We start from the raw sequence: 26,196 nt of genomic DNA, 5'->3' as shown, positions 1-26,196 counted from the left end.
TATTCTAAATACTCGATATTTAACAGATAAGACCTTTTTCTAAATAAACAGCGTAAAGAAATGAGACATTGTATTGGACCGGTGATACTGTTGTTGATTGGAGTTCAGTTTTCTTCTTTTGCTCAGAACAAACGGTTGCGCGAATTGGGAGTGAAAATAGGCGTATTGCCAACGGGTAAATTAAATGCCATTACGGATGTCAGGGGCGTAAAAGTAGGTCAGACAACACTTGTAAATGCCGACAGTATCCGAACAGGAGTGACCGCTGTTTTGCCCCACGAAGGTAATGTATTTCAACAAAAAGTGCCCGCAGCAATTGAATTGGGCAATGGTTTTGGAAAACTGGCCGGCTATAGCCAAGTTGCCGAACTGGGAAATTTGGAAACTCCTATCGTATTAACGAATACGTTGAATGTTTCAACCGCGGCGGCAGCTTTGGTTGATTGGACGTTGCTTCAAAAAGGAAATGAAAATGTACGCTCAGTCAACCCGATTGTGGGAGAAACCAATGATAGCTATTTAAATGATATTCGAGGAAGACACGTCAAGCAGAATGATATTGTAAAAGCATTACAATCAGCAACTTCAGGAAGTGTGGAAGAAGGAAACGTAGGTGCAGGTACCGGAACGGTATGCTTTGGATGGAAAGGCGGCATTGGTACATCTTCACGAAAACTCCCTGCTGCATTGGGTGGATATACGGTAGGCGTTTTGGTTCAAACTAATTTTGGCGGAGTGTTGGAAGTAGCTGGCGCACCTGTGGGAGTTGATTTAGGTAAGTATTCTTTTAAAGAAACATTAGATAAATCGGGCGATGGCTCATGCATGATCGTAGTGGCAACCGACGCACCTTTGGATGCCCGAAACCTGAAACGATTGGCCAAAAGAGCGCTCGTCGGACTTGGTAAAACAGGAGGCATTATGGCCAATGGAAGCGGAGATTACGTGATTGCGTTTTCAACGGCTTATACGATTCCGCACGAATCTAAATCTCCCTTTGAAGAACAAAAACTGCTTCGCAATGACGATACTTCACCGTTGTTTTTGGCAGTGATCGAAGCGACCGAAGAAGCGATTCTTAATTCGTTATTTATGGCAAAAACAACCAAGGGCTATCAGGGCCACACGATAGAATCACTTCCGGTGCCGAAAGTGGTCGAAATCCTTAAAAAGTACGGAAAAATAAAATAGGGGGCGATTATTTGCGCTCAGGCTGTTGTTGCTCCAGATTGAACAGGTCATTCAGTACGTCAATAAGCGTTTCGGCTTCTCCGCGCTTACAGGCTGCTTTAAGTTGCAAAACAGGCAGTTTAAGGATTTTCTGCATCATGCCTGAAGTGATCTTGTCAATTTTTGCCGCTTCTTCCGCATTCATTGATTTCATATAACGAGCTAATTCTTCCTGACGAATCTGCTCCAGCGCATTTTTCAGTTTTTGGATGGTGGGAGAGACAACCATCTCTTTCGACCAATCACCAAATTCTTCCAATGCCTGTGTAATGATTGATTCAACATGCGGCACAGAAGCCAAACGACGGCTAAGTGCTTCGTTGGCGCGCTGCTGAATATTGTCAATGTTATAGACGATCACGCCGGGAACCTGTTCGGCATCTGCCGCTACGCTACGCGGTACCGATAAGTCAATCAGGTATTTGAACGAATAGAGCGATTTTTTTCGAAGAAGGTCTTTTGTAATGAAAGGCTCATCTCGTTGAATAGAAGAAATAATAACATCTGCTTTGCGAATTTCTTCTTCTACATTTTCGAAACTACCTACTTCAAAGCCCAATTCGAGGGCTAATGCCTCAGCTTTGGCATAGGTACGATTGATAACCTTTATATTGGTGTATTTCTTTTCTTTAAGATTACGGCACACGTCGGTTCCTATTTCTCCAACCCCCAATACCAAGATCGAAAGGTTTTCTTTCAGAGTAGTTACGTGGTCAATCAGTTCCACTGCTACGTAAGAGGTAGAAGCGGCACCGTCGCGGAAAGAAGTTTCCTGCGCAACACGTTTATTGGCAAAGAAAATAGTGTGTAACAAACGGTGCAGAAATGGACCTGCCATGCCCAAATCAACCGACCACTGATACGCGTGTTTGACTTGATTAGGGATTTGCATATCGCCCACCACTTGAGAGTGCAAACCCGTCGCTACTTCAAATAAATGACGTGAGGCAGATTCCTGAGTGGGATAATGCGTAAAATAGGAAAGATACGCTTCGGTATTGATTAAGCCTTTTTCAATGAGAAGTAACTTGGCAATAGCCAAGTTGAAATCCTGAGGCGCGTTATAATAAATTTCAGTGCGGTTGCAGGTTGAAACCACTAAAATGTCAGATCCTCCAAAAAATTCCTGCACTTTCAGCATTAAAGCTTTCGCTTCTTCTTCGTTTAATGCAATTTGCTCCCGGATTTCCAGCGGAGCGGTTTTATACGAAATGCCTATACTTCTAAACTGTAATGATTCCATGTCACTTGCCTAACAAAAAGTCCACAAAGTTATTTCAAAAACCTATTTCATGGAATTAAAATGCGCCTATAAAGTAATTTAGAATTAATATAAATTACAGGGTTTTATTCCAACGCAATATGCCTATACTTCAGAACACCTAAGATGACCTTTGAAAGCTTATTATATGATTAAAATCATATTTTTCAGAGAATAGGAGCGTGTTCATAAGGCTTTGGTTAATCAAACGATAGTCTGTACTTTTAATTTCAACCTATCGTTTAATTGTACGTACGTACTTCCTGAAAGATTAGCTGCGTAGTGGCAGATATAAACACGATTTGTGATCTTTCTTTGGTAAAATGAGGAGTTTACAACCATTTTCAACGTATTTTTCAAAACACCTTTGCTAGTAATCAATCCTATGAAGCTTCCGGCAATAGACATTTACGGTCAAAAAAATCTCTATCAAATTTTTATCGGAATAAACCTGGCTCTGATCGGCATCGCGTCCATTATCTATACCTACAACATTGTTGAAAATATAGATGCCCGCGAAAAGAGACAATTGAAGTTATATGCCCAATTGATCGAATATTCAGCCAATCACCCGATTGCTGAAGACAACACTTTTTTGTTTGAAGTGGTGAAAGACAATATCTTTCAAAGCCGTATTCCAACCATTTGGGTAGGTGAAGACAATGTGCCTATTGACGGAACAAACCTTGACTTGCCCACCCACAACCCATCAGAAAAGCAAAAATTGCTTAACGAAGCCTTTGATGAAATGAAGGATGAACATCCTCCCATTGAGGTGGATGTAGCAGGAACCAAGCAATACATTTTTTTTAGTGATTCTTCTCTTTTGGTACAGATGAGGTATTATCCTTATGTACAACTTTTGAGTTTGATCGTTTTGGCGTTTCTTGCTTATTTGGTTTTCAGCGCTTCCCGGACGGCCGAACAAAATCGGGTTTGGGTAGGATTGGCAAAAGAAACCGCACATCAACTGGGAACGCCCATTGCTTCGTTGATGGGTTGGGTAGAATTTTTCCGAACAGATCCCGACCGCTACCCCGATGAATATACCGGCGAGATCGAGAAAGATGTAAAGCGTCTGGAAATGATCACAACGCGTTTTTCCAGCATCGGTTCGACCCCGGCCATGAAAAATGAAAATTTGGCAGAAGTGGTTTCCACCTTTTTAGATTACCTTAAACGGCGAATTTCAACCAAAGTAAAGGTCACGTTTGTGAATGACCTACCGGAAGAACGTCAAATGAACATTAATCGTAACCTTTTTGAATGGGTAATTGAAAATATTTCCAAAAATGCCGTAGATGCCATGACAGGTGTAGGTGCTCTGAAGGTTAGAATATTTATGCTCAACAAACATGAACTTGCCATTGATATTACAGATACCGGCAAAGGCATCTCAAGAGGAAACTGGCAAAAAGTATTTAAACCGGGCATAAGTACCAAAAAACGCGGTTGGGGCTTGGGTCTAACGCTGGCCAAGCGAATTATTGAAGAATACCACGGAGGAAAGCTATTTGTTAAAAATTCGGAAGTTGGCAAAGGCACTACCTTCAGAATCGTTCTGAAACAACTGCCCGTTGAAGTAAAAGCAATGCCATCGGGCGTTGATTGATCTGGCGTTTTTTGGGCAAGCTGAATTTTGTAAAACTCGTTTTTGCACAAGGTTTATTGAAAAATAATGGCATTTATATAGAAAATATCCAAAATACCCGTCAAGTGTTTTGGCTTTAATAAAACAAACGACTAATTTTGCGGCCTGAAACTTAAACAGTTAATAGTCAACAGCAATCAGGTAAGCCTAATTGATACAACTAACTTACTACTGTTAACGAATAACTACTAACGAATAACACTATAACATATACAATGGCAAACACAACAAACATAGGCAAAGTAACGCAGGTGATTGGCCCAGTTGTGGACGTGAGTTTTGAGGGGGAAGGCAAACGCCTACCATCTATCCTTGACGCTTTGGAACTAACCAAGCCCAACGGACAGAAGGTAATTCTGGAATGTCAGCAACACCTCGGTGAAGACCGCGTGCGCACCATCGCAATGGAAGGTACTGAAGGAATTCAGCGCGGGATGGACGTATTTGACTTGGGAAGCCCCATCACAATGCCCATCGGTGAAGACATCAAAGGTCGTCTGTTTAACGTAGTAGGCGATGCCATCGATGGAATGAAGCAGGTAAGCAAAGTAAACGGCTTATCCATTCACCGTTCTGCTCCAAAATTCGAAGATCTGGCCACTGCTACTGAAGTTCTCTTTACCGGTATTAAAGTAATTGACCTTTTGGCTCCTTACGTAAAAGGTGGTAAAATCGGTTTGTTTGGTGGTGCCGGCGTAGGTAAGACCGTATTGATTCAAGAGTTGATCAACAATATTGCCAAAGCATATGCCGGTCTTTCGGTATTTGCCGGCGTAGGCGAGCGTACTCGTGAAGGAAATGACCTGATGCGTGAAATGATCGAAGCAGGGATCATCAAATACGGCGATGCGTTCAAACACAGCATGGAAGAAGGCGGTTGGGACTTGTCGAAAGTAGATTATGAAGAACTCAAAAATTCACAGGCTACTTTCGTGTTTGGTCAGATGAACGAACCTCCGGGCGCACGTGCTCGTGTGGCATTGTCAGGTTTGACGATTGCTGAATATTTCCGTGATGGAGACGGTACAGGCCAAGGTCGTGATATCCTTTTCTTTATTGATAATATCTTCCGTTTTACACAGGCAGGTTCTGAGGTATCGGCCCTTTTAGGTCGTATGCCATCAGCCGTAGGTTACCAGCCTACACTCGCTACCGAAATGGGTGCGATGCAAGAGCGTATTACATCTACAAAACGTGGTTCTATCACTTCGGTACAGGCCGTCTACGTACCTGCCGATGACTTGACTGACCCTGCTCCTGCTACAACGTTTGCCCACTTGGACGCTACGACCGTATTAAGCCGTAAAATCGCTGAGTTGGGTATTTATCCTGCCGTGGATCCACTTGATTCTTCAAGCCGTATCCTTAGTGCTGAAAACCTTGGAGATGCGCATTATGACTGTGCTCAGCGTGTAAAACAAATCCTGCAACGTTACAAAGAATTGCAGGATATTATTGCCATCTTGGGTATGGAAGAATTGTCGGAAGAAGATAAGTTGACGGTAAACCGCGCTCGTCGTGTACAACGTTTCTTATCACAACCATTCTTCGTAGCGGAAGCATTTACGGGTTTGAAAGGCGTTTTGGTTGACATCAATGATACCATCAAAGGTTTTAACCAAATCATGGACGGTGAGTTTGACCACTTGCCTGAATCTGCTTTCAACCTTGTGGGAACCATCGAAGATGCGATCGAAAAAGGAGAGCGTTTGTTGAAAGAAGCTGCGGGCAGATAATTAAATCGAATTTCCGATATGAATTTAGAGATCATCACTCCCGATAAAAAAATATTCTCCGGTGAAGTTTCTGCCGTCACTTTCCCGGGTACGGAAGGACAGTTTCAGGTGTTGAACAACCACGCTGCGCTTGTAAGTACTCTTGGAAAAGGAGACATCATTGTAGAAGGCGCTCATAAAGAGACCTTTTTGGTAGATGGCGGCGTAGTGGAAGTACTCAATAATCGAGTATTGGTACTGGCAGAATCTATTCTGTAAGGAGTTTTTCAATATGAAATAAAAGCGCGGAGCTCACAAGGCTTCGCGCTTTTATTTTTGTTCGTGCTTCCTCAATTCTACAAAGGTTGCGCTTCTCCGAAGCTTTTTTGTTATTCGTGTCTTCTTAATTCTACACAGGTTGCGCTTCTTCGAAGCTTTTTTTGTTATTCGTGTCTTCTTAATTCTACACAGGTTGCGCTTCTCCGAAGCTTTTTTGTTATTCGTGTCTTCTTAATTCTACACAGGTTGCGCTTCTTCGAAGCTTTTTTTGTTATTCGTGTCTTCTTAATTCTACAAAGGTTGCGCCTCTCCGAGGCTTGATTGTTGCTATGCAATATGTATTTGTAAAAATTGATTGATAAACCCAAAAGCCTCAGAGAGGCACACCTTTGTAGAAATTGGCGACCAAGCAGACAAATCCCAAGAGCCTCGGAGAGGCGCAACCTTTGTAGAAATTGGCGACCAAGCAGACAAATCCCAAGAGCCTCGGAGAGGCGCAACCTTTGTAGAAATTGGCGACCAAGCAGACAAATCCCAAGAGCCTCGGAGAGGCGCAACCTTTGTAGAAATTGGCGACCAAGCAGACAAATCCCAAGAGCCTCGGAGAGGCGCAACCTTTGTAGAATTAAAATTAGAACCCGTAACGTAGTCCGGCGCCAATACCGAATAATTGAGGTTTGGCTTCGAAGAGCGCATTAGAGCGGGTGTTGGAGCCTAAAGAGTGTTGGTAGTTGCCTGAAACCAAGGTTGTCCAGCGTTTGCTCATTTTGTATTGGACGCGCATTCCTGTACCTGCCGATAATGAAAGTGTTTTGTAAGGATTATCGGCACCGCTGACAGAAACAATGCGTTGCTGTCCGGAATCAAAACTGTTTCTTAAGAAAATATTATTAATGATTCCACCCAGTAACCAAAGGGAAAGCTTCCGTTTGGGTTTCAACAATGCGAAACCCGCCTGTACAGGTACCTGTAAATATTGGTAAGAATTTGAAATATTTTGATCAGTAGCAAACGACTGAATCTGTGATTTGTCAGCACCTGCACTGACAAAATCATACTGCTTTGTCATGTTATTACTCAAGTTGACAGCTGCTTCGAGATTATTGACATAACTGTTAGTATAGACATTAAAGCCGTTTGTGCCTTCAAAAACGGAGTTCCCCTGCAAATAATTAACACCCGTTTCAATCGACCAACGTTGGTTCAGTTGCAAACCTCCCTGCCATTGTACCGCATAGGAAAGAGCCGAACGATTCGTGCCGGCATTGGTGGAATTGGAAGTATTTGCCAATGCATTTTGACCCGCACTGGCAAATGCCCGTCCCGCTGTGCTGCCGCCAATAGCGACGCCCGCATTGTAGCTGGCAGGCATGATGCCTACCGAAGCCCAATACTCTTTAGTCGATGCTTTTTTGGATGCCGGTACCTCATTTTCCGGTGCCTGATAGGCTACCCAAGGTTGTTTTTTGGATAAGCCCAACAGACTGCGGAGATTTTTACCATCCAGCGAATTAATTTCTAATGATGATGCCGAAGCAAGAGTTGGTGTGGATATAGTTAATGGATCAGTATTTACAGTAGTTGATTGAACACTTTCTTTCAATACTGAATTTGATTTCTCGGAAATCAATGAGCCGGGAGTTTTGGCAGTATGTATTTGAGTAACCTCATTGCTTTCTTTTATCCCAAATCCTTTTTGGGGGTTTGATGGAACAGTCACGTTTGTTGCCTTATCTCTTGATTTAGTTTTTGAATTGTTAGTTTGAATTTGTGCGATGGTTTTTTCTTTAGAGATTTCCAGCGGATTTAAATCAATTTTTTCAACTTCCTTTTCCTCACTCTCGCTGCTTGATTGATTGATTTGTGGAGAAGTAGCGACTTTCGGTTCTGATTTTTTTCCGGGCAATGTTGCAGTTTTCTCCGTTTTTTGGATTAGTATTTTTGATTGATTATGAGCTAAATTACCGTGTAGTGAGCCTGAGCCGGAATTTTGGCTCAACCACCAACCTCCTAACGAAATAGCCAACAACGCCACACCTGCCGCAGCTACCCAATGCATTCCCTGCCACCGGCGCCACAACGGCAAAACAACGACGCGCTCATTCTCCTCATCGTCCAAACGCTCCTCTATCCGCGCCCACACCGAATCGGGGGGCGTGTCAGAAGCGTCGTCAAACGCTTTGCGCCAATTATCCTCAAAATTATTTTGTTCCGACGTATCCATTCTTTCCTAACTAAAACCTCTTTCCTGACTGAAACCACTTAAAAACTTTCCAACATCTTTGCCTGTAATAACTGTTTGGCCCGCGCGTATTGCGATTTGGAGGTGCCTTCTGAAATTCCCAGCATTTCGGCGATCTCATTGTGCTGATAGCCTTCTATTGCGTACAAATTAAAGACCGACTGGCAGCCCGGCGGCAATTCACGAACCAACGCTAATAATTGCTGATACTGAATTCCTGACAGGGCTGTTTCGCTTTCTGCAACTGCTTCGGTGTGATTCTCAATATCTGCCTGATCCAAATAAGCCTTCTCTTTACGCAGATACGAAATGGCGGTATTGATTACCACTCGTTTGATCCACGCTTCCAACGGGCAATCATTTCTGAACGTATGTATTTGGGAAAAAACCTTGATAAACGCTTCCTGAAGAACATCTTCAGCCTCAAAACGGCTGCGCGTATAGCGTTGACAAACGGCAAACATCCTCCCCGCAAAACGCTCATAGAGCGTTCGCTGGGCAATGCGGTCTTTATTTCGACACCCTTCTACTAACGTTCGTTCATCTTTCATGTATGCCGGTATGTTCAAATGACGCGGGCAAGCCAAAAAAGGTTGGAATAAGCTCAAAAAAGTTTATAATCAACACCATCGTCAGTCAATAGATTCCTGATTTTCGAGGATTTTAGCGGCGAGTTATATCGTTTGGAACACATTATGACAAGAAAAACGAGCCATTGAGGAAGCCGAATTTGGAGGAATAAAAGATGATTTGTGTTTTTTTGAACAATTTAGCGTTGGTTTTTAGTTATTTGAGATAATAACTATTCTTTATCAGGAATGATCACAATTGTAGTCGGTACCAATCGGCGAAACTCAAAATCAAAACAAGTGGCTTTGTTTTACCAAAAGTTACTTACCGAATTACACGCCGAAAGCCAACTATTGGACATTGCGGAGCTCCCCGACGATTTTATAAGAACGGCTTTGTACGAAAATAACGGCAAAAATGAAGTTTTTAATGTGTACCGTAAGTTGATGAGGGACTCGGAAAAATTCGTTTTTATTGTTCCCGAATACAATGGTTCGTATCCCGGTGCGTTAAAAGTTTTTATTGACGGTCTGGGATACCCAAGTGAACTGAAACACAAAAAAGCAGCATTGGTAGGAATATCAGATGGCGTACAGGGTTCGGCGTTGGCATTGAGTCACCTGATAGATGTATTTCATTACTTGGGATTGAATATTTTAGCCCAACGGGTAAAGATACCGTTTATGAAGAAAAACTTTATTGAAGGCGTAATTCAAGACAATCTTATCAATCAACTTATTCGGGAGCAGGCAGAATTGCTGGTAAATTTTTAACTTGGCGACCAAACAGGTCCATTTATTAAACGATTAAAGGTATGGCACATCATTTTGATATTCCGTTTGAAGGAACCGCAGAAACAATTTTAGCAAAAGCAAAGAAGGCTATTGAATCAGGAAATGGCACTATGAACGGTGACAACGCCGCAGGTTCGTTTTCGCTTCCTGCCGGAATCAGCAAAGTAAAGGGTAATTACCTGGTAGAAGGTAACAAACTCAAACTAACCATTACCGACAAGCCGATCTACGTAAGTGGGGATATGATTGAAAATATTCTCAAAAAGCACTTGGCTTAACCAAAATGCCCTCGAAGTTTTTAGTTTCGAGGGCATTTCAATTTATTTCAAGAAGTCTAAAGCTCGCCGCTCAGACCAGGTAAACTCGTCATTTTTGACTAAAAAACCCACGTGTCCGCCCGTTTTCGGAGTTTCTACAAAAATCAGCGGATGTTTTTCGGCTAATTCCTTTGGGGCGCAATCCTCATTTAAAATGGGGTCGTTTTGGGCATTACAGATCAATGCGGGTATTTTTACTTCTTTAATGAAATTAACGGCCGATGCCTGTTCGTAAAAGTCCTCTGCATCGCGGTACCCATTGACGGGGGCGGAAAAGAAGTCATCAAAATCCTTCCATACTTTAACGTTTTTCAATTTGGCCAGATCCAACTTTCCCGGGTATAATTCAGATTTTGCAGTTATCTTCTTTGTCAGCTTTTTCATAAATCGGTCTCGATAAAGCCGGTTTTTGGGTAGATCAAGCAGTTGTGCGCTTGTTTTCAAGTTTGTTGGAGCGGAAAAAGCAACTACTCCCTGCACAGCATCAGGAAGTTCTCGGCCCTTTACTCCTGCGTACTTTAAAGAAATATTGCCACCCATGCTGTAACCTACCAATACCACTTTTTCGTAGTGCTTTGTACGAAGCGCGTGGTTGATTAGTTCGCTTATGTCGCCGATCTCGCCGTGATTATATAGCCGAAATGCTCTATTCATTTCACCGCTGCACGAACGACAATTCCAAGCCAATACATCCCAACCGTTTTGGGCAAATAATTTGGCAGTACCTTTAATATAATGGCGTCCCGAATCACCTTCTAAACCGTGTGTCAAAACGACCAATTTTTTGCTGCTTGAATCGAGCCAATCAACGTCTACAAAATCACCGTCTGAAAGCATGAATCGTTCGCGTTCATAGTCTACGCCTTCGATCTTTCGAAAAACACTGGGAACAATGGTTTGCAAATGCCCATTGAACAGATAACGAGGTGAACCGGGATACGTTGATTGACGAATGACAGGCATACAATTGTATTTTCTTACAAAATTGACGGTAATTTTCTAAAAATCGCCAAAATTTCTACCAAACATTCTTTGGAATTATTTCTGAAAATTGACTACTCCGTCGACTCGATAGGTTGATAGAGTAGAACTTTCAGTGTATTTTTGCAGTTAATAAATTTTTGGTGCCTAAAAACACTTCAACAACTACTAAAAACACTCCCATGATTCGCTCCGTAGCTGACCGCGTTTATTTGGACAATGCCGCCACCACTCGTATCTCTCCCGAAGTAATTGAAGCGATGCTGCCTTGGATGACCGAGCAGTACGGCAATCCGTCGTCTATTCACGGACACGGGCGCGTGGTCAAATCGGCCATTGAACAAGCGCGCAAAACAGTTGCGAATCTATTAAATACCTCTCCGGCGCAGATATTTTTTACATCGGGTGGTACAGAAGCCGATAATACAGCCATTACGTGCAGCATTGAGAATTACGGACTTACGCACGCCATTACTTCGCCATTGGAGCATCATGCCGTACTTCATACCTTGGAATATTTGGCTAAAGCAGGGAAAATTAAACTAAGCCTTGTCAATATTGACGAAAAAGGCCACGTAGATTTGAATCATTTGGAAGAATTGCTTCGCACCAATCCTCGGTCGCTGGTATCATTGATGCATGGTAATAATGAAATCGGTAATTTACTGGATCTAAATGTTGTGGGCGATCTGTGCGTGCAATACAACGCTATTTTTCACAGTGATACTGTACAAACCGTCGGGCATTTGCGTCATGATCTGAAACAACTCAAAACGCATTTTATCGTAGGTGCTGCTCATAAATTTAATGGCCCCAAAGGTGTAGGCTTTTTGTACGTCAGTGGTGATGCCAAAATTCATCCTTACATTCACGGCGGAGCGCAGGAACGTAATATGCGTGGCGGAACAGAAAATGTATACGGAATTGTGGGATTGGGGAAAGCCTTGGAAATCGCGTATCGTGACATGGACAGCCATCGCACACACATCGAAATTTTGAAAAAACGCATGATTGCAGGCTTCAAAGAAAAAATGGATGATGTTCGTTTCAACGGCGATTGTGAAAACCTGGAGCGTAGTAACTATACCGTTCTGAACGTCAGCCTTCCGCCTTCTGACATCAGCGATATGTTGCTTTTCAATTTGGATATTGCCAAAATTTCAGCCTCCGGTGGAAGTGCCTGTTCTAGTGGCTCGGAAGTTGGCTCGCACGTTTTGGGAGCGCTCGGTGTATCTCCTGATCGTGGAAATGTGCGTTTCTCATTTGGTAAATACAATACCGAAGCAGATATTGATTATGCCGTTAATACGGTCGTTGAGATGTATAAAACGGTGACAGTGTAATAATTAATTACCACGTTACGCGCACGTCACTTGTAAGCGGATGTGCCATACATGTCAGCACTCGGCCGAGGGTTACTTCTTCGTCGGTCAGGATTTCATTGTATTCCATTTCAACCACTCCTTTTGAGCATTGGGCAATGCAGGAGCCGCATTGACCTGAGCGGCAATTGTAGGGCAACGGCAAGCCTGCTTTTACGCCTGCATCCAGAATCGTTAAATTGTTAGACACTTCAACAATTGTAGATACTCCTTTGAATTCCAATGTAACAGACTGCGGTTCGTACTGTTTTGGAGTAGGAGGTTTAGTGTCGACCGTATAAAATTCACGGTGAATGTTTTCTTTGTCAAAACCCATCGTGAGAAGCGTAATTTGCACCATAAGCATAAAATGCAGCGGCCCGCAGGTATAAAATAACGCATCGTCTTTAGATGAGATCAAATGCTGCCTGACGATCTCCTCCAACAAAGAATTATTAAGCCGCGCTTGGCGTAGATTTTTAGCATTTCCCCAGAAAAAAACTACTTTCAGGCGTTCAGGATACGCTTTTTGCAATTTCTGAAGTTGCTCGTAAAAAATGGTCGATTCAATGGTTCTGTTGCTGTAAAGAAGTGTAATGTATGTTTGTGATTCAGCGTAAAGAAGTTGTTTTAACAAAGAAAAAAGGGGTGTAATGCCACTACCTGCGCCAATCAAAAACACATGACGAGGCACTGCTTGAGCAGGAATAACAAAACGCCCCGACGGTTCTAAAGAAGTAAGCACGTCACCTTCTTTAGCATAATCAAGTAAACGTCTCGAAATCAGGCCGTTGGCTACACGTTTAATGGTAATAGCCGGTAGTTTATCACTGCCCGGAGCGGTTGAAAAAGAAAACGAGCGCCTGACCTCATGGCCGTATTCCTCAAAAAGTAACGTCAGAAACTGCCCTGCCTGATACTCAAAAGGGGCATCATCAACGGGTTGTAAGACAAACGTTTTTGTATCGAAAGTTTCGGGAATGATTTGCGCAATACGCAAGGTGCGAGTGGTCAGTTCCATGGTCAGAAAGAAGGCGAGGGGTTGCCTCGCCTGATGGTCTGTTTATTTTATCCAGCTTTCTACGTCTTCTTTTTTAGGCATGGGAGCCTCAATTTTCAGCTTTTTGCGCAGTCCGCCCAAATCATTGAATATCTTATTGGGGTTGGCGGCTTTGAGCGCTTCGATGGTCAAAAAGCCCATTTTCTGCAAGGCCGGAATCCAAATGGTCGGAACGCCCTGTTGCATGTAATCATTTTCAGAGGCCATTTCCACTTTCTTTTCGGGGCGCATTTGCGGGAAGAACAATACTTCCTGAATGCTGGTTTGATCGTTCATCATCATCGTGAGGCGATCAATACCGATTCCAATTCCCGACGTAGTCGGCATTCCGTATTCCAACGAGCGAATGAAATCTTCGTCCATTGCCATCGCTTCCTCGTCGCCGCGTTCGGAAAGACGAAGTTGCTCTTCAAAACGTTCACGTTGGTCAATTGGATCATTCAATTCCGAATAAGCATTGGCAACTTCTTTTCCGTTGATAAATAATTCAAAACGTTCTACCAAACCGGGTTTGCTGCGGTGTTTTTTGGTCAACGGCGACATTTCAACGGGATAATCAATGATGAATGTTGGTTGAATCAGATTGGCTTCGACCTTCGCACCAAAAATTTCATCGATCAACTTTGCCACGCCCATCGTGTTGTTAGTTTCGATGCCCCATTCTTTACAATGTGCGATCAATTCCGCCTCTGTTTTTCCTTCAACGTTAACGCCTGTGTATTTTTCGATGGCTTCAAAAATGCTTAATCGCTCGTATGGCCCGGCGAATTCAATTTCATTGCCCCATGATTGCACTTTGGTTTGACCGTTTACCGCCAAGGCTACTTTTTCCAGAATCTCTTCGGTAATGCCCATCATCCAATTATAATCTTTATACGCCACATAGAATTCCAGCGCTGTGTATTCAGGGTTGTGCGTGCGGTCCATTCCTTCGTTGCGGAACATTTTTCCGAACTCGTACACTCCGTCAAAACCACCTACAATGAGGCGTTTGAGGTACAATTCGTTGGCAATACGCATATACAAAGGCATATCAAGCGTATTGTGGTGCGTTTTGAAAGGCCGAGCCGTGGCACCGCCGTGAATAGGCTGCAAAATAGGCGTTTCAACTTCCAGCCAACCTTTGTCATCAAAAATACGGCGCATGGTGCTGATGATTTTGGCGCGCTTGATGAAAATGTCTTTGACGTGCGGATTTACGATCAGATCCACATACCGCTGACGATAGCGCAGTTCGGGATCAGTAAAGCCATCATAGGTTTTGCCATCAGCTTCTTTGACAACGGGTAGCGGCTTCAGCGATTTGTTCAGGATCTTAAATTCCTGTACGTGAATTGAGACCTCGTTGGTTTGTGTCGTAAACACAAACCCTTTGACGCCGATAATGTCACCGATATCGAGGAGTTTTTTGAAAACAGTATTATAAAGCGTTTTGTCTTCGTCCGGACAAAGGTCATCGCGACGGAAGTATAACTGAATACGTCCGGTGCTGTCCTGCAACTCCACGAACGAGGCGCTTCCCATGATACGGAAGCTCATTAAACGGCCGGCAATGGAGATGTTTTTATAATTTAGCTTATCATTTTCGTAGTTTTTATGGATGTCGGCTGCGGTGACGTTTACGTCAAAGGCTTCGGCAGGGTAGGGGTCTATCCCCAGTTTCATCAATTCTTCGCGCTTTTGGCGGCGCAATAGTTCTTGTTCGCTTAGCATTGTATTCGACAGTTTGCGGTTGTTCAATCCCGCTTTTGACTTATTATGAGGGCGCAAAATTAAAAAAAATAACGGTTAATCTGTGTTTTTACCGACTCTTCCAATTGATTTTGAGTGCTTTCTTCCTGAAATTGAGTAAATGATGTTTGGTTTAGCCATTCATAAATTAATTCAACCTTTTATCATTGTCATGAAAACTGTTTAATTAAAAATAGATAGTATTGTGATATCATTTTAATATCATATTTCTCATGAAAGAAAAAGAACTTACCTCTACCTCAGGTTATACATTTATTGCCGGAGGGCTGGTCCTGTGGATTTTTGGAATAATTGTGGCTGCCGCTTCTAATGCAGGCTTATTGGCCGGTATTTTATTCTTTGCCGGAACAGTTCTGTCGATGGGACTGACAGTAATCAACCCCAACGAAGCCGCTGTTGCTACCTTTTTTGGCGAATACGTCGGCACCATCAGAGAGAATGGATTGCGCTGGGTCAATCCGCTGTATCGTCGCCGTAAGATCAGTTTGCGGGCGCGTAACCTCAACGGACAAAAGTTGAAAGTAAACGACAAAATGGGGAATCCTATCGAAATTGCCGCCGTTGTGGTGTGGCACGTCAATGATACCGCCCAAGCTTCGTTTGAAGTGGATAATTACCAAAAATTCGTCGAAATCCAGTCAGAGGCTGCTATACGAAAGTTGGCAGGAATGTATTGTTATGATACAATAGAAGATGAAGATGCCACTATTACCTTGCGTGACGGTTCAGGAAAGATCAATGAAATGCTCGAACACGAATTGACCGAGCGCTTAGTTCGGGCAGGTGTGGCTATCCATGAAGCACGCATCAGCCACTTGGCCTATTCGCCCGAAATTGCAGGGGCTATGCTTCAACGTCAACAGGCATCAGCCGTGGTAGCTGCTCGTAAGCAAATTGTAGATGGTGCGGTTGGAATGGTGGAAATGGCGTTGGCAAAACTCTCTGAAAAGGGAATCGTGCACCTTGACGAAGAGCGTAAAGCCGCAATGGTCAGCAATTTGCTGGTGGTGCTGTGTGGTGAAAAATCCGTAAGCCCTGTTATAAATGCGGGTACTTTGTATAACTAATGACTTCGCTTAAATTTTTACTTTTGGGAATGTTTAGACGGATCAATGTCTGAACATTCCCGATTGTGTTAGTTATCAACTTCATTTTCAAATCAATGGCCAACGAAAAAAAGGCGTTTGTACTTCGAATCAGTGCTGAAATGCTCAAAGACTTGGAGCGATGGGCGCAGGAAGAATTCAGAAGTACGAATGGCCAAATCGAATTTCTTCTGAGCGATGCGCTGAAAAAACGACGAAAGCCGTCCGGGAAAGTGCCGCCGCCTGCTGAAGAGTAGAACAAGGTTGTTCAAGCATCAAGCACAAAAGTGTCTATCCATATGCAATTGCTTAAAGTTTGCTATTTTTACCGAGAAATGAGCGTATTGCTCACTTATTAAACACTAAGCGGGCCTTTTATGAAAATCTGCAAAATCATTATTAAAGATTTTCACCAATTCAAAGATTTTGAACTTGACCTGACTCATCCCGAAACAGGAGAGCCATTGGATAAAGTATGTTTCATAGGAAGTAATGGAACGGGAAAGACCAAAACGCTAAAAATAATTGACACGTTATTAAATCCTACAGGTAAAAGCAAGTATCTATTATACTGTAAAGTAATAACAGTAGATAGAGAACTATTTTGGATTGTACTTAGTAAAGACAATAGATTTATATTTAGTAGTGAAATTGAGAAGTTAGAAGATTGGCAAACAAGAATTTCAAGAGACGTTGAATATACTGAAACTTTAATTTACAAGTCAAATGTACTAGATCCTGCTTTAGTTAAATATTTGATTTTGGATAAAAATATCATTGAGCAAGTGTCTCCTGACTTGCAAATATATGTTCCTTCTGAAACAGAGAATAATCAATTCATTGAACTTTCTGATGTTCCTATAACGAATGTTGATGAGGCACTACGAATGTTTCAGGATTTCCCGGTTTACAATATTGTTTCTAACGAAACAATCTCTGATTTTTGGAAAACCCTAATATATTATCTAAAAAAACGTGAAAATGATTTTCAAAATTTTCAAAATCTGGAAGAAAATCAGAGCCAAACAGTGAGAATGGTTAGGTTGAAATTTAATCAACAAAACCCTGATATATTAAAAGAAATAGCAATAGTATGGGACTCTATTTTATCTAAAGCGGGTTTAGAGTTTGATGTGTCAGGGGCGAGCAACCCCATTCAATTGACAGATAATCTTAAAGCATATATTAAACTTAAATCTACAGGTAAGCATATTAATTACAGTGAATTAAGTACAGGGATTCGTAATTTTATATTCAAAGTAGGTCACATTTATTCCTTATATTTTACTCGTGATATTACTCGTGGTTTATTATTGATTGATGAACCGGAAAACAGTCTTTTTCCGGATTTCCTATACGAGCTAGTAGATATTTATAAAAGTATCATATTCGATACCCAAATTTTTATGGCTACGCATAATCCAATTATTGCGGCGCAATTTGAGCCCTATGAGCGGTTTATTCTGGAATTTGATGATCATGGATATGTAAAAGCGAGACGTGGTACAGTGCCTGTAGGAGATGACCCTAATGATATTTTATCTAAAGATTTTGGGGTACGCAGCTTATTAGGAAAAGAAGGAGTGAAAAAATGGGAAAGGTACATTGAGCTTCGCACATTGATACGTCTTACACAGGATGCTGAAGAAAAAAGTAGATTGTTGGATGAGTTTATAAAAATTGGCAACGAATATAATTTCTCCAATGCGCTATCTTAGAAAAAACACTTTCTTGCCACTGATTGGATTAAGCTATGATAGACAATCTGACCGAACCAAAATTCGAGCTAAGCTTTTGGTGGAGCAAAAAGGTTTCTGTGCATATTCTGAACGTTTTATTAGATATACCGACGAAACTCATATTGAACATTTCGATCCGCGTCTGAAAGAAACTCTTCAAGATGATTATTTCAATTGGTATGCTGTTTTACCATGGTTCAACTCACATAAGTCTAAGCAAATTGAACCCTTTCTGCCAATCCTTTCGCCTAATTCCCCCGATTTATTCGATAGAATTGCCTATCAAAAAGGCGTTGGTATTTTCCAAGCGGTAAATTTCGAAGATGTTGAAGCTAAAAATCTAGTGCATTTTTTAAAATGGGATAGTTTTGAATTGTACCAAGATTGCCAAAAACATATACAACGAATCCGAGACCTATTTGAATTATGCGGCGATGAATTCCTTTTTAGAAGCAAACTCATATCTGATAAAGACAATCTTAGTTTTGCAACGGCGTTAAAGGCTGAACTGGGAATAGATGTTGAAGAATTGTTGGAAGGAAAAAACTAAGTACACTATTTTACTGTCTAACAGTCACCTCATCCAATGAAATTTACGAGTCTTCTTTTTGCTTTTTACATGAGTTGTTGCGCAACTGCCTTCGCGCAGGCGGGAGGAGCAACGGCAGAAGAATATTATGTTTTGATTGATGCCAATCATATTGATACAAAACAGCCTGTTTCAATCGCTAAATTTTACGTGAGCGACGAAACCGGAAAGCGCATATTTGAATTGCAAGCCGATGCCGCAGGCAAAGCTTCTGCCAAACTGCCGCGCAAAGCCAACTACTTGGTGGAGTGTATTGCCGAAGGTTTTCTGACGCTTGTTCTGCCTGTTCGAGATTTGCGGCCGCAAAACGTGGTACAGTTTAAAATGATACCAACGCCACCAAAAAAGGAAATTGAGGCCTTTAATAAATTGGAAAAAGGGAAGGCGATTGTTTTGAATAATATTTACTTCGACCGAAGCAGTCCTGTACTTCGCCCCGACTCTTACCCTGAATTGGACGCCTTGGCTGAAGCATTGAACAAAGATGCTGCCATTCGCATTGAAATTCGCGGCCATACCGACAACGCCGGCGATTTTGATCTGAATGTAAAACTCTCAAAAGATCGCTGCCGGGCGGTTGAAGATTATTTGATCAAAAAAGGAATTCGCCAAGATCGTCTTCAAACTTTGGGTCGAGGCAGTCTTGATCCTATTGCACCTAACACGTCGGAGGAAAATAGAAAAAAAAATCGCCGCGTAGAGTTTGTGGTGTTATGATGGAAGGGTTTTGTGTAATTTTGTACAATGCATTTGTACCTTCACATTCCCTTTTGTAAGCAAGCCTGTCATTACTGCGATTTTCATTTCAGCACCAATCTGAAATCGAAAACAGACTTAGTAGCGGCTATTTGCCGCGAAATAGAGCTTCAAAAAGAGTATTTACCAACACGCACGCTTGAAACCATTTACTTTGGCGGTGGTACCCCTTCATTGTTGAGCGAGGCAGAATTAGGGCAGATTTTTGAAACCATTCACCAAATTTACCAAGTTAGCCCGTCGGCAGAAATCACCTTAGAAGCCAATCCCGATGATTTGACCAAGGAAAAACTGGTTTCTCTAAAGCCCTTTATCAATCGACTCAGCATTGGCTTACAGACGTTTCATGAACCTTATCTGCGTTTTATGAATCGGGCTCATAATGCCGCCCAATCAGAAGCTTCCGTAAAATTGGCACAGGACAATGGCTTTGAAAACCTGACCATTGACCTGATGTATGGCATGAGTGAAAGATTGTTAGGAATTGAAAATTCGAATGATTCTTCTGACGAACAGTTATGGCAAAAAGATATGGAAAAGGCCGTTGCTTTGAATACGCCCCATATTTCTGCTTATAATCTAACAATAGAGCCCAAAACTGCTTTGGGGAATTGGCTCAAAAAAGGAAAGATAAAAGCCGTGGATGAAGAGCTTTCTGCGCGTCATTTTGAGCAGATGACGGCGTATCTTATGGCAAATACGTATGAACAATATGAAATCTCTAATTTTGCCCGAAACGGTCAATATGCCCGTCACAACAGCAGTTATTGGAAGCGAAAGCCCTATTTAGGCGTTGGGCCAAGTGCCCATTCATTCAACGGAAAATCACGACAATACAACGTTGCCAACAATACATTTTACGTTCAATCGCTCGAAGAAAAAAAAATACCGTTTGAGATAGAATTTTTGACTTCTTGCGATCAGGTAAATGATTACCTTTTGACCGGTTTACGGACCATGTGGGGCTGTGATCTGGGAATTATAAAAGAGTTGGCAGGGATTGATTTAAAAGAGATACACAACAACTACCTCACTGCGTTTATGAATAACGGTTGGGTATTTATTGAAAACAACATTTTGTATCTTACTCCCAAGGGCAAATTATTTGCCGACCGAATTGCGTCAGACTTATTCATTGTTTGAGAAATTGCCGCAATTTTGTGATTTTTGCAGGAGTATCTTTTAATTCATTTGATGTATTTTCAATACATTTAACAGCCCAACAAAGACATTTTATATGGCGCCTAATCGCATTCGTCCTGCTGCTGCCACTGTATCAAAGCCTGCTTCTGACAATTGGCGTACGGTGGTAGTGAGATATGTTTTAAAAACGATTCTTTATTTTTTGATCGGTTCAGTTATTTGGGTAACGGTTTTGAAATTTGTTCCTGTGTGGTTTACACCATATATGATTGTTCGAAAATTTGAAGCGATATCAGAGGGACGCAGCAGTAAAATTTATTCGGATTGGGCACCCATGAGTAAGATGTCCAAAGAAGCGCCTTTATCGGTGGTTGCATCCGAAGATCAGCTGTTTCCTACTCATTGGGGATTTGATTTCAAAGCGATGGGTAATGCCTTTAAGCATAATTTCCGAGGCAAAAAAATCAGAGGTGCCAGTACAATTTCGCAACAAGTAGCTAAAAACGTATTTCTTTGGCAGGGGCGCAGTTACATTCGTAAGGGGTTAGAGGTTTATTTTACATTACTTATTGAACTGATTTGGGGAAAAGAACGAATACTGGAAGTTTATTTGAACATAGCTGAAACAGGGAGTATGACTTTTGGGTATAATGCGGCAGCACAACGTTTTTTTTACAAATCTGCGGCATCTCTTACCCGAAATGAAGCTGCAAGGATAGCGGCAGTATTGCCCAGTCCCATCCGTTTTTCGGCCAAGAACCCATCTGCGTATGTACAGCGACGAACAGCACAAATAGCGCGCCAAATGCGAATGTTAGGCCGTGATCATATTCTTAATTTGTAACTTTACTAAGTGTTTTTGCTTATTTTTCGAAGAATAAGTTAAAAATGAGCCTTATTGAATTTGTTGAGTTTACTAAGTCGGTTATTCTACAGAGAAGACCAAATTTGGCATATTAATTGCCTTATTATGGTTATTGCCCTACTGCTTTAAAGATAAATTGATTTACATTCCTGTAAGTCTAAAAATGTGATTTTTTTTATACCTAAAAGTTAACTGTTAGGTGTAATTTGAGAAAGAGTAGGGTATGAAATTAAACGATTTACGTTTTTTTATTTGTATAACCGCATTAGGTTGGTTGTTGCTTTTCAACAAAGCGACAGCACAACTTGTGCCATGTGCCAACCCTCATGAATCTCATGACAGCATCATGGCTCGTGAGAAAAGACTTCTGAAATTAAAGACTCAATTTGTTAAAAATGCCCGGACTTCAGCATTGCAGGCCGTTCAATACCTGCCTATAAAAGCGCATATTCTTCGTAAAACAGACGGGACAGGAGGCCTAAGTTTAGCAGATATAAATACCGCACTTGTTCAGATAAATCGTTATTATCAAAACGTTGGCTCAGGATTGCAGTTTTACTTTTGCGGCTCTCCTAACTTTATTAATAACACAACCTACTACGATTTCGATAATACAGAAGAAACGGCATTGTGCAATGGGAACGATGTGACGAATGCCATAAATATCTATTTCCCCAATACTATTCAATTCAGTTCACAGGCGGTTGCCGGATATGCGTATTTTCCAAGTACAGTAAGTAACTCGAATCGCATTTTTGTGCAAGCGCAATACGCTTCTGATAACCGTACATTGGCACACGAATTGGGGCATTATTTTAATTTGCTTCATACGTTTCAAAACAGCACTAACGCAAATAATACTGAAAGAGAATTCGTAACCCGTAGTGCAGGAGCCAACTGCACCACTAAAGGCGACTTGCTTTGCGATACTCCCGCCGATCCTTACGGGCGCGATTCGGTAAGTATTCAGGGATGTACCTATACAGGAACCGCACGTGATCCTAAAGGGAATTTATACACACCCTCTCTGTCAAATATAATGTCTTATTACTCGGTCAGTTGTGGCAGTGATTTTACAGCAGGCCAGTACGCAAGAATGACCGACGGACTTTTGTTGCGTACCGACCCTTCCAATCAATATACTTTTTCCTGCGGTCCAACCGTAACGGGAGGTGCGGTGCCTAACAACCTTGCCGGAACGGTTATTTCCACGGGCCTGTCACTGACATTTACCGATAACTCTTCCAATGAATCCGGGTTTATTATTGAGCGTTCCACTACTTCTGCAACCGAGGGTTTTGTCGCCATTGGAGGGTTGCCGCCCAATACAACGACCTATATCGACCAGTCAACTACGGCTTATACAACCTATTATTATCGGGTAAAAGCGTCTAACTCGTCTACGCAATATAGCCCCGTTTTCACCATTACTACAGCACTTAATTATTGTGTTCCTACGTATAGCAACTCTTGCAGCAGCGTGGCGGTAGTGATAGATGATTTTATTTTAAAGCAGGGCTCAACAACGATCATAAACAACATAAATTCAAATTGCTCACCAGGCAATTACGGAGATTTCACGGGAACAGTTTATAATGTAACAGCAGGAAGTACTTATGCCTTTACTGCAAGAGCTGTATCCGGAGGCTCAGGCAGTTATTATGATCAACACCTTTCGGTCTGGGCAGATTTTGATCAGGATGGCTTCTTTGAATTGGATGAAAGAGTCTATCGGAGTGACAGTCTGGGTTCGATGCCTCGCATGAATCCTACTGCATCAGGTACGTTTGTTATACCCAATACAGTAAGCGGCTTTGTACGAATCAGGGTTCGGTCCGGTTTTAATTTTGGCTCCGGAAGTGCGGTTGTTGATCCATGCGGACAACTTACATTTGGCGAAACGGAAGACTATCTGTTTCAGGTAACTTCTGCTTCACCACCAACGATCACAACGAATTCAGTAACGCCGAGTCCGGTATGTGCAGGCCAAACGATCAGCGTAAGTTTTACAGTCAGCAATTTTGCCTCTACTTCTTATGTTGTACAACTTTCGGATGCCGGCGGCGCTAATTTTGCCAATATTTCTACAACCGGTACAAGTAGCCCATTAATTGCTGTGATCCCGGGAAATACAGCGACAGGAGCAAATTATAAAGTGAGGGTTGTATCCACTTCTCCAAGTCTAACAGGTTCTGCAAGTAATGTTTTTACCATTAATGCTGTTCCTGCTGCGCCTACAGCTACGACACCGATCAATTACTGTCAAAACCAACCGGCGATAGCATTGGCAGCAGGTGGCAGTAATCTGAAATGGTATGATGCGGCCGTCGGTGGCACGGTTACAACAACTGCTCCCACACCTTCCACAAGCACTGCCGGCACGGTAAGTTACTGGGTTTCCCAAACAGTAAATAACTGCGAAAGCAGTCGCACAAAAATCGATGTAATCGTGACGGCAACACCTGCTGCTCCCACCGTTACAACACCAATTAATTACTGCCAAAATCAACCGGCGATAGCATTGGCTGCAGGTGGCAGCAATCTGAAATGGTATGATGCGGCCAGTGGTGGCACGATGGCAACAACTGCTCCCACACCTTCCACAAGCACTGCCGGCACGGTAAGTTACTGGGTTTCCCAAACGGTAAATAATTGTGAAAGCAGTCGATCAAAAATAGATATTGTTGTAACGGCGACGCCCGGCATACCTACTGTTACGACACCGATTAGCTATTCGCAAGGTCAAACGGCCGGGCCTTTAAGTGCAGGAGGTTCAAATTTGAAATGGTATATTTCTTCTTCGGGAGGTGGAGGAAATACGACTGCTCCGACGCCCTCTACTTCTGCGGTAGGCAGTACGAATTATTATGTTTCTCAAACGGTAAATGGTTGTGAAAGCAGTCGAGCGGTCATTCAGGTAAATGTTACATCGCCGGCAACGGCCGTCGTTTGCTTAAACGTGGCATTATTTTTGGAGGGGCCTTATACAGGCAGTCAGACCATGCTGACCAAGCTAAATCAGCAGGGTCTTTTGCCCGGACAAACACCTACCAGCTCGTTGGGTACACCAACTCCTGCGGGTCAACCGTATTCGGGAACACCTTGGAATTATAGTGGCTCCGAAACAGTAGCTTCCTATACATCCAATGTCGTTGATTGGGTTTTGGTCTCATTGCGTACCGGCCCGCAAAATCCTGCCACTACTGTTTTTCGTACAGCAGCATTGTTACTTTCCAATGGAAATGTCTCATTTATAAGCTCATGCCCTGTATTACAGGTTGATCAGTCGTATTATATTGCTGTTGAGCACCGTAATCATATTGGGGCCGTATCTCACCAAGCGATTGCCGTAAGTAATAATACCATCAATTATAATTTTTCTGCTCAACAATCATACATTCCCGTAGGCTCACCTGCCAATGGGCAAAAACAACTGGCTACAGGCGTGTTTGGACTTTATGCAGCAGACTGCACCAAGAATTCACTTTCGCAAATTGACGCAAATGATACAAGTAAGTGGCGTACTGACAATGGAAAAGTTGCACGCTACTTATCGACGGATTTTAATATGGACGGCGCTCCCGATGCCAATGACAATACCATGTGGCGTTTGAATAACGGTAAATTTTCCGGCGTGAATTTTTAAATATGGCACGTTTGTTGTGACTGATTATTAACCACATAAGCAGACCTTAAAAAAGGTATATAAAAAGAATATAATTCGGTATAGATTATATTTTTTTGGCAGCGCTTGGTTTTTTTGATTGCTCAAACAAATAAGAGATAACGCTTACATAAACCGTAAGGTTTATTGAAATGGGCTCAAAAAGTTTATTGCTATGACTATCTCATAAATTAGAAAATATAAACAGGTTCATGTATGAAAAGTGCAGTCATTGGTAGTTGGCTAATTTTTATTGGATTGCTGGCACTACATTCAAATACCGGCTTTGCGCAGGGTCGTTTTACATTGCGACTCGTTCCAAAAACGATTGATTGCGTTAATAATAAAGTAGAAGCTTGTGTTGAAATCAGGGCGGTTAGCAAAGACAGCGCTTTCGTAATGGGTAATGCTAACTTGAGGATTTTTTATAAAAGTGCTCAATTGACAAGCCCTACAATTAAAAGCCGTAATAATTTTACTTCGGCTACGTCAGGTGATTATTCAACAATGGGTTTTTTGCCAAATCCCGGACTTGATACTTCCATCGTTACTCTCAATATACTTTACAATGGGGAGAATGGACAAGGGACAACCGTGGATACTACTTGGCTGTCGGTTGCGTGTCTTGAGTTTTCGATAGCCGGCACAAATGCCACAAAATGCTATGATTTGTTCTCACTTCCTAAAGATTTTTCATTGGCATTACCTAATACGGTAGTAACTCGAGCCTATCATTCTCCAACAAACGATGATCCTACGCGTACATTGACCACAGAGGTAAACGGAACATTTATTAATATTGCCAATCAGTGCTCATTACCGATTGTTGCTATTGCGGGAGATACTACCATTAATAACGGTGGAACAGCAACGCTTACCCTTACATCACAAAACAATATATTCCCTGCCACTATCACCTTAACCGGTGGAGCATCTGTGCAACTAACACAGGCAACTCCCGTAAAGACAGTAACCGTATCGCCAACAACACAGACTACCTACCAAATTTTAACGGTAACAGGCGCCTGTGGTGCGGGATCAGCGGCTTCCGGAAAAAGCCAGGTTGTAGTTCAGGTAAATCAACCGCAAAATTGCCCGCCGGCCAAATGTATACCTTTGACATTCAGGATTGTAAAGTAAGA

At 42.2% G+C, this 26,196-nt stretch carries 22 protein-coding genes; 16 read left to right on the top strand and 6 right to left on the bottom strand.

Going from position 1 to position 26,196, the window contains the following annotated elements; translation table 11 throughout:
• The first annotated feature begins 60 nt into the window (after positions 1–60).
• Positions 61–1,191: a P1 family peptidase gene (locus ACQY73_RS18730; RefSeq protein WP_428653675.1), complete on the top strand. Its 1,131-nt coding sequence runs from the start codon at positions 61–63 to the stop codon at positions 1,189–1,191.
• 7 nt (positions 1,192–1,198) lie between these two features.
• Here the strand turns inward: ACQY73_RS18730 and hemA are convergent, their stop codons facing one another.
• The gene (hemA, locus tag ACQY73_RS18725) at positions 1,199–2,473 is read right to left on the bottom strand and encodes a glutamyl-tRNA reductase (protein WP_428653673.1); all 1,275 of its coding nucleotides are present in this window, start codon (positions 2,471–2,473) and stop codon (positions 1,199–1,201) included.
• A gap of 403 nt (positions 2,474–2,876) precedes the next feature.
• Here hemA and ACQY73_RS18720 point away from each other — a divergent pair, with 403 nt between their 5' ends.
• The 3 genes from ACQY73_RS18720 (at position 2,877) to atpC (ending at position 6,136) form a co-directional block, all read left to right on the top strand.
• A complete protein-coding gene (locus ACQY73_RS18720) occupies positions 2,877–4,103 on the top strand; it encodes a sensor histidine kinase (protein WP_428653669.1) in 1,227 nt (408 codons plus the stop codon).
• A 254-nt stretch (positions 4,104–4,357) separates the two neighbouring features.
• Complete coding sequence (gene atpD / locus ACQY73_RS18715; RefSeq protein WP_428653667.1) at positions 4,358–5,878, top strand: F0F1 ATP synthase subunit beta; 1,521 nt, start codon at positions 4,358–4,360, stop codon at positions 5,876–5,878.
• Between the two features lie 18 nt (positions 5,879–5,896).
• Positions 5,897–6,136, top strand: coding sequence for an ATP synthase F1 subunit epsilon (gene atpC / locus ACQY73_RS18710; RefSeq protein ID WP_428653665.1), 240 nt, complete (start codon positions 5,897–5,899; stop codon positions 6,134–6,136).
• 631 nt (positions 6,137–6,767) lie between these two features.
• On the opposite strand, the gene ACQY73_RS18705 is transcribed toward atpC, so the two are convergent.
• Both ACQY73_RS18705 and ACQY73_RS18700 read right to left on the bottom strand, forming a co-directional pair.
• The gene (locus tag ACQY73_RS18705; protein ID WP_428653663.1) at positions 6,768–8,360 is read right to left on the bottom strand and encodes a hypothetical protein; all 1,593 of its coding nucleotides are present in this window, start codon (positions 8,358–8,360) and stop codon (positions 6,768–6,770) included.
• A gap of 38 nt (positions 8,361–8,398) precedes the next feature.
• Positions 8,399–8,929 carry an RNA polymerase sigma factor gene (locus tag ACQY73_RS18700; protein ID WP_428653661.1) on the bottom strand — a complete coding sequence of 177 codons (531 nt, stop codon included), beginning with the start codon at positions 8,927–8,929 and terminating at the stop codon, positions 8,399–8,401.
• A 267-nt stretch (positions 8,930–9,196) separates the two neighbouring features.
• Between ACQY73_RS18700 and ACQY73_RS18695 the strand changes: the two genes are divergently transcribed.
• Positions 9,197–9,721: an NADPH-dependent FMN reductase gene (locus tag ACQY73_RS18695; protein WP_428653659.1), complete on the top strand. Its 525-nt coding sequence runs from the start codon at positions 9,197–9,199 to the stop codon at positions 9,719–9,721.
• Between the two features lie 41 nt (positions 9,722–9,762).
• Positions 9,763–10,020 carry a hypothetical protein gene (locus ACQY73_RS18690; RefSeq protein ID WP_428653657.1) on the top strand — a complete coding sequence of 86 codons (258 nt, stop codon included), beginning with the start codon at positions 9,763–9,765 and terminating at the stop codon, positions 10,018–10,020.
• Between the two features lie 42 nt (positions 10,021–10,062).
• Here the strand turns inward: ACQY73_RS18690 and ACQY73_RS18685 are convergent, their stop codons facing one another.
• Positions 10,063–11,022 (bottom strand): YheT family hydrolase, encoded by a 960-nt coding sequence (locus ACQY73_RS18685; RefSeq protein WP_428653655.1) that lies wholly within the window; start codon positions 11,020–11,022, stop codon positions 10,063–10,065.
• A 200-nt stretch (positions 11,023–11,222) separates the two neighbouring features.
• Here ACQY73_RS18685 and ACQY73_RS18680 point away from each other — a divergent pair, with 200 nt between their 5' ends.
• The gene (locus ACQY73_RS18680) at positions 11,223–12,383 is read left to right on the top strand and encodes a cysteine desulfurase family protein (RefSeq protein ID WP_428653652.1); all 1,161 of its coding nucleotides are present in this window, start codon (positions 11,223–11,225) and stop codon (positions 12,381–12,383) included.
• 7 nt (positions 12,384–12,390) lie between these two features.
• On the opposite strand, the gene ACQY73_RS18675 is transcribed toward ACQY73_RS18680, so the two are convergent.
• A complete protein-coding gene (locus tag ACQY73_RS18675; protein ID WP_428653650.1) occupies positions 12,391–13,422 on the bottom strand; it encodes a 2Fe-2S iron-sulfur cluster-binding protein in 1,032 nt (343 codons plus the stop codon).
• A 42-nt stretch (positions 13,423–13,464) separates the two neighbouring features.
• Positions 13,465–15,174: a lysine--tRNA ligase gene (gene lysS, locus ACQY73_RS18670; protein ID WP_428653648.1), complete on the bottom strand. Its 1,710-nt coding sequence runs from the start codon at positions 15,172–15,174 to the stop codon at positions 13,465–13,467.
• 251 nt (positions 15,175–15,425) lie between these two features.
• On the opposite strand from lysS, the gene ACQY73_RS18665 reads away from it, so the two are divergent.
• The 9 genes from ACQY73_RS18665 (at position 15,426) to ACQY73_RS18625 (ending at position 26,194) form a co-directional block, all read left to right on the top strand.
• Positions 15,426–16,280 (top strand): SPFH domain-containing protein, encoded by an 855-nt coding sequence (locus ACQY73_RS18665; protein ID WP_428653646.1) that lies wholly within the window; start codon positions 15,426–15,428, stop codon positions 16,278–16,280.
• A 95-nt stretch (positions 16,281–16,375) separates the two neighbouring features.
• The gene (locus ACQY73_RS18660) at positions 16,376–16,555 is read left to right on the top strand and encodes a ribbon-helix-helix domain-containing protein (protein ID WP_428653644.1); all 180 of its coding nucleotides are present in this window, start codon (positions 16,376–16,378) and stop codon (positions 16,553–16,555) included.
• A gap of 120 nt (positions 16,556–16,675) precedes the next feature.
• The gene (locus ACQY73_RS18655) at positions 16,676–18,016 is read left to right on the top strand and encodes an AAA family ATPase (RefSeq protein WP_428653642.1); all 1,341 of its coding nucleotides are present in this window, start codon (positions 16,676–16,678) and stop codon (positions 18,014–18,016) included.
• Positions 17,979–18,587 carry a hypothetical protein gene (locus tag ACQY73_RS18650; protein WP_428653640.1) on the top strand — a complete coding sequence of 203 codons (609 nt, stop codon included), beginning with the start codon at positions 17,979–17,981 and terminating at the stop codon, positions 18,585–18,587. Before ACQY73_RS18655 ends, ACQY73_RS18650 begins: the two co-directional genes overlap by 38 nt.
• Positions 18,588–18,623: 36 nt before the next feature.
• Entirely contained in the window at positions 18,624–19,343 is a 720-nt protein-coding gene (locus ACQY73_RS18645) for an OmpA family protein (protein WP_428653638.1), read from the top strand.
• A gap of 27 nt (positions 19,344–19,370) precedes the next feature.
• Positions 19,371–20,525: a radical SAM family heme chaperone HemW gene (hemW, locus tag ACQY73_RS18640; RefSeq protein ID WP_428653636.1), complete on the top strand. Its 1,155-nt coding sequence runs from the start codon at positions 19,371–19,373 to the stop codon at positions 20,523–20,525.
• A gap of 94 nt (positions 20,526–20,619) precedes the next feature.
• Positions 20,620–21,369: a monofunctional biosynthetic peptidoglycan transglycosylase gene (gene mtgA / locus ACQY73_RS18635; RefSeq protein WP_428653634.1), complete on the top strand. Its 750-nt coding sequence runs from the start codon at positions 20,620–20,622 to the stop codon at positions 21,367–21,369.
• Positions 21,370–21,613: 244 nt separating this feature from the next.
• Positions 21,614–25,036: a GEVED domain-containing protein gene (locus ACQY73_RS18630; protein ID WP_428653632.1), complete on the top strand. Its 3,423-nt coding sequence runs from the start codon at positions 21,614–21,616 to the stop codon at positions 25,034–25,036.
• Between the two features lie 234 nt (positions 25,037–25,270).
• Complete coding sequence (locus tag ACQY73_RS18625) at positions 25,271–26,194, top strand: hypothetical protein (RefSeq protein ID WP_428653630.1); 924 nt, start codon at positions 25,271–25,273, stop codon at positions 26,192–26,194.
• Positions 26,195–26,196: the final 2 nt, after the last annotated feature.

The sequence above is a fragment of the Runella sp. genome (assembly GCF_965279615.1).
Lineage (GTDB): Bacteria > Bacteroidota > Bacteroidia > Cytophagales > Spirosomataceae > Runella.
The sequence above is the reverse complement of the archived record's forward strand: the minus strand, read 5'-3'. Positions and strand labels throughout refer to the sequence as shown.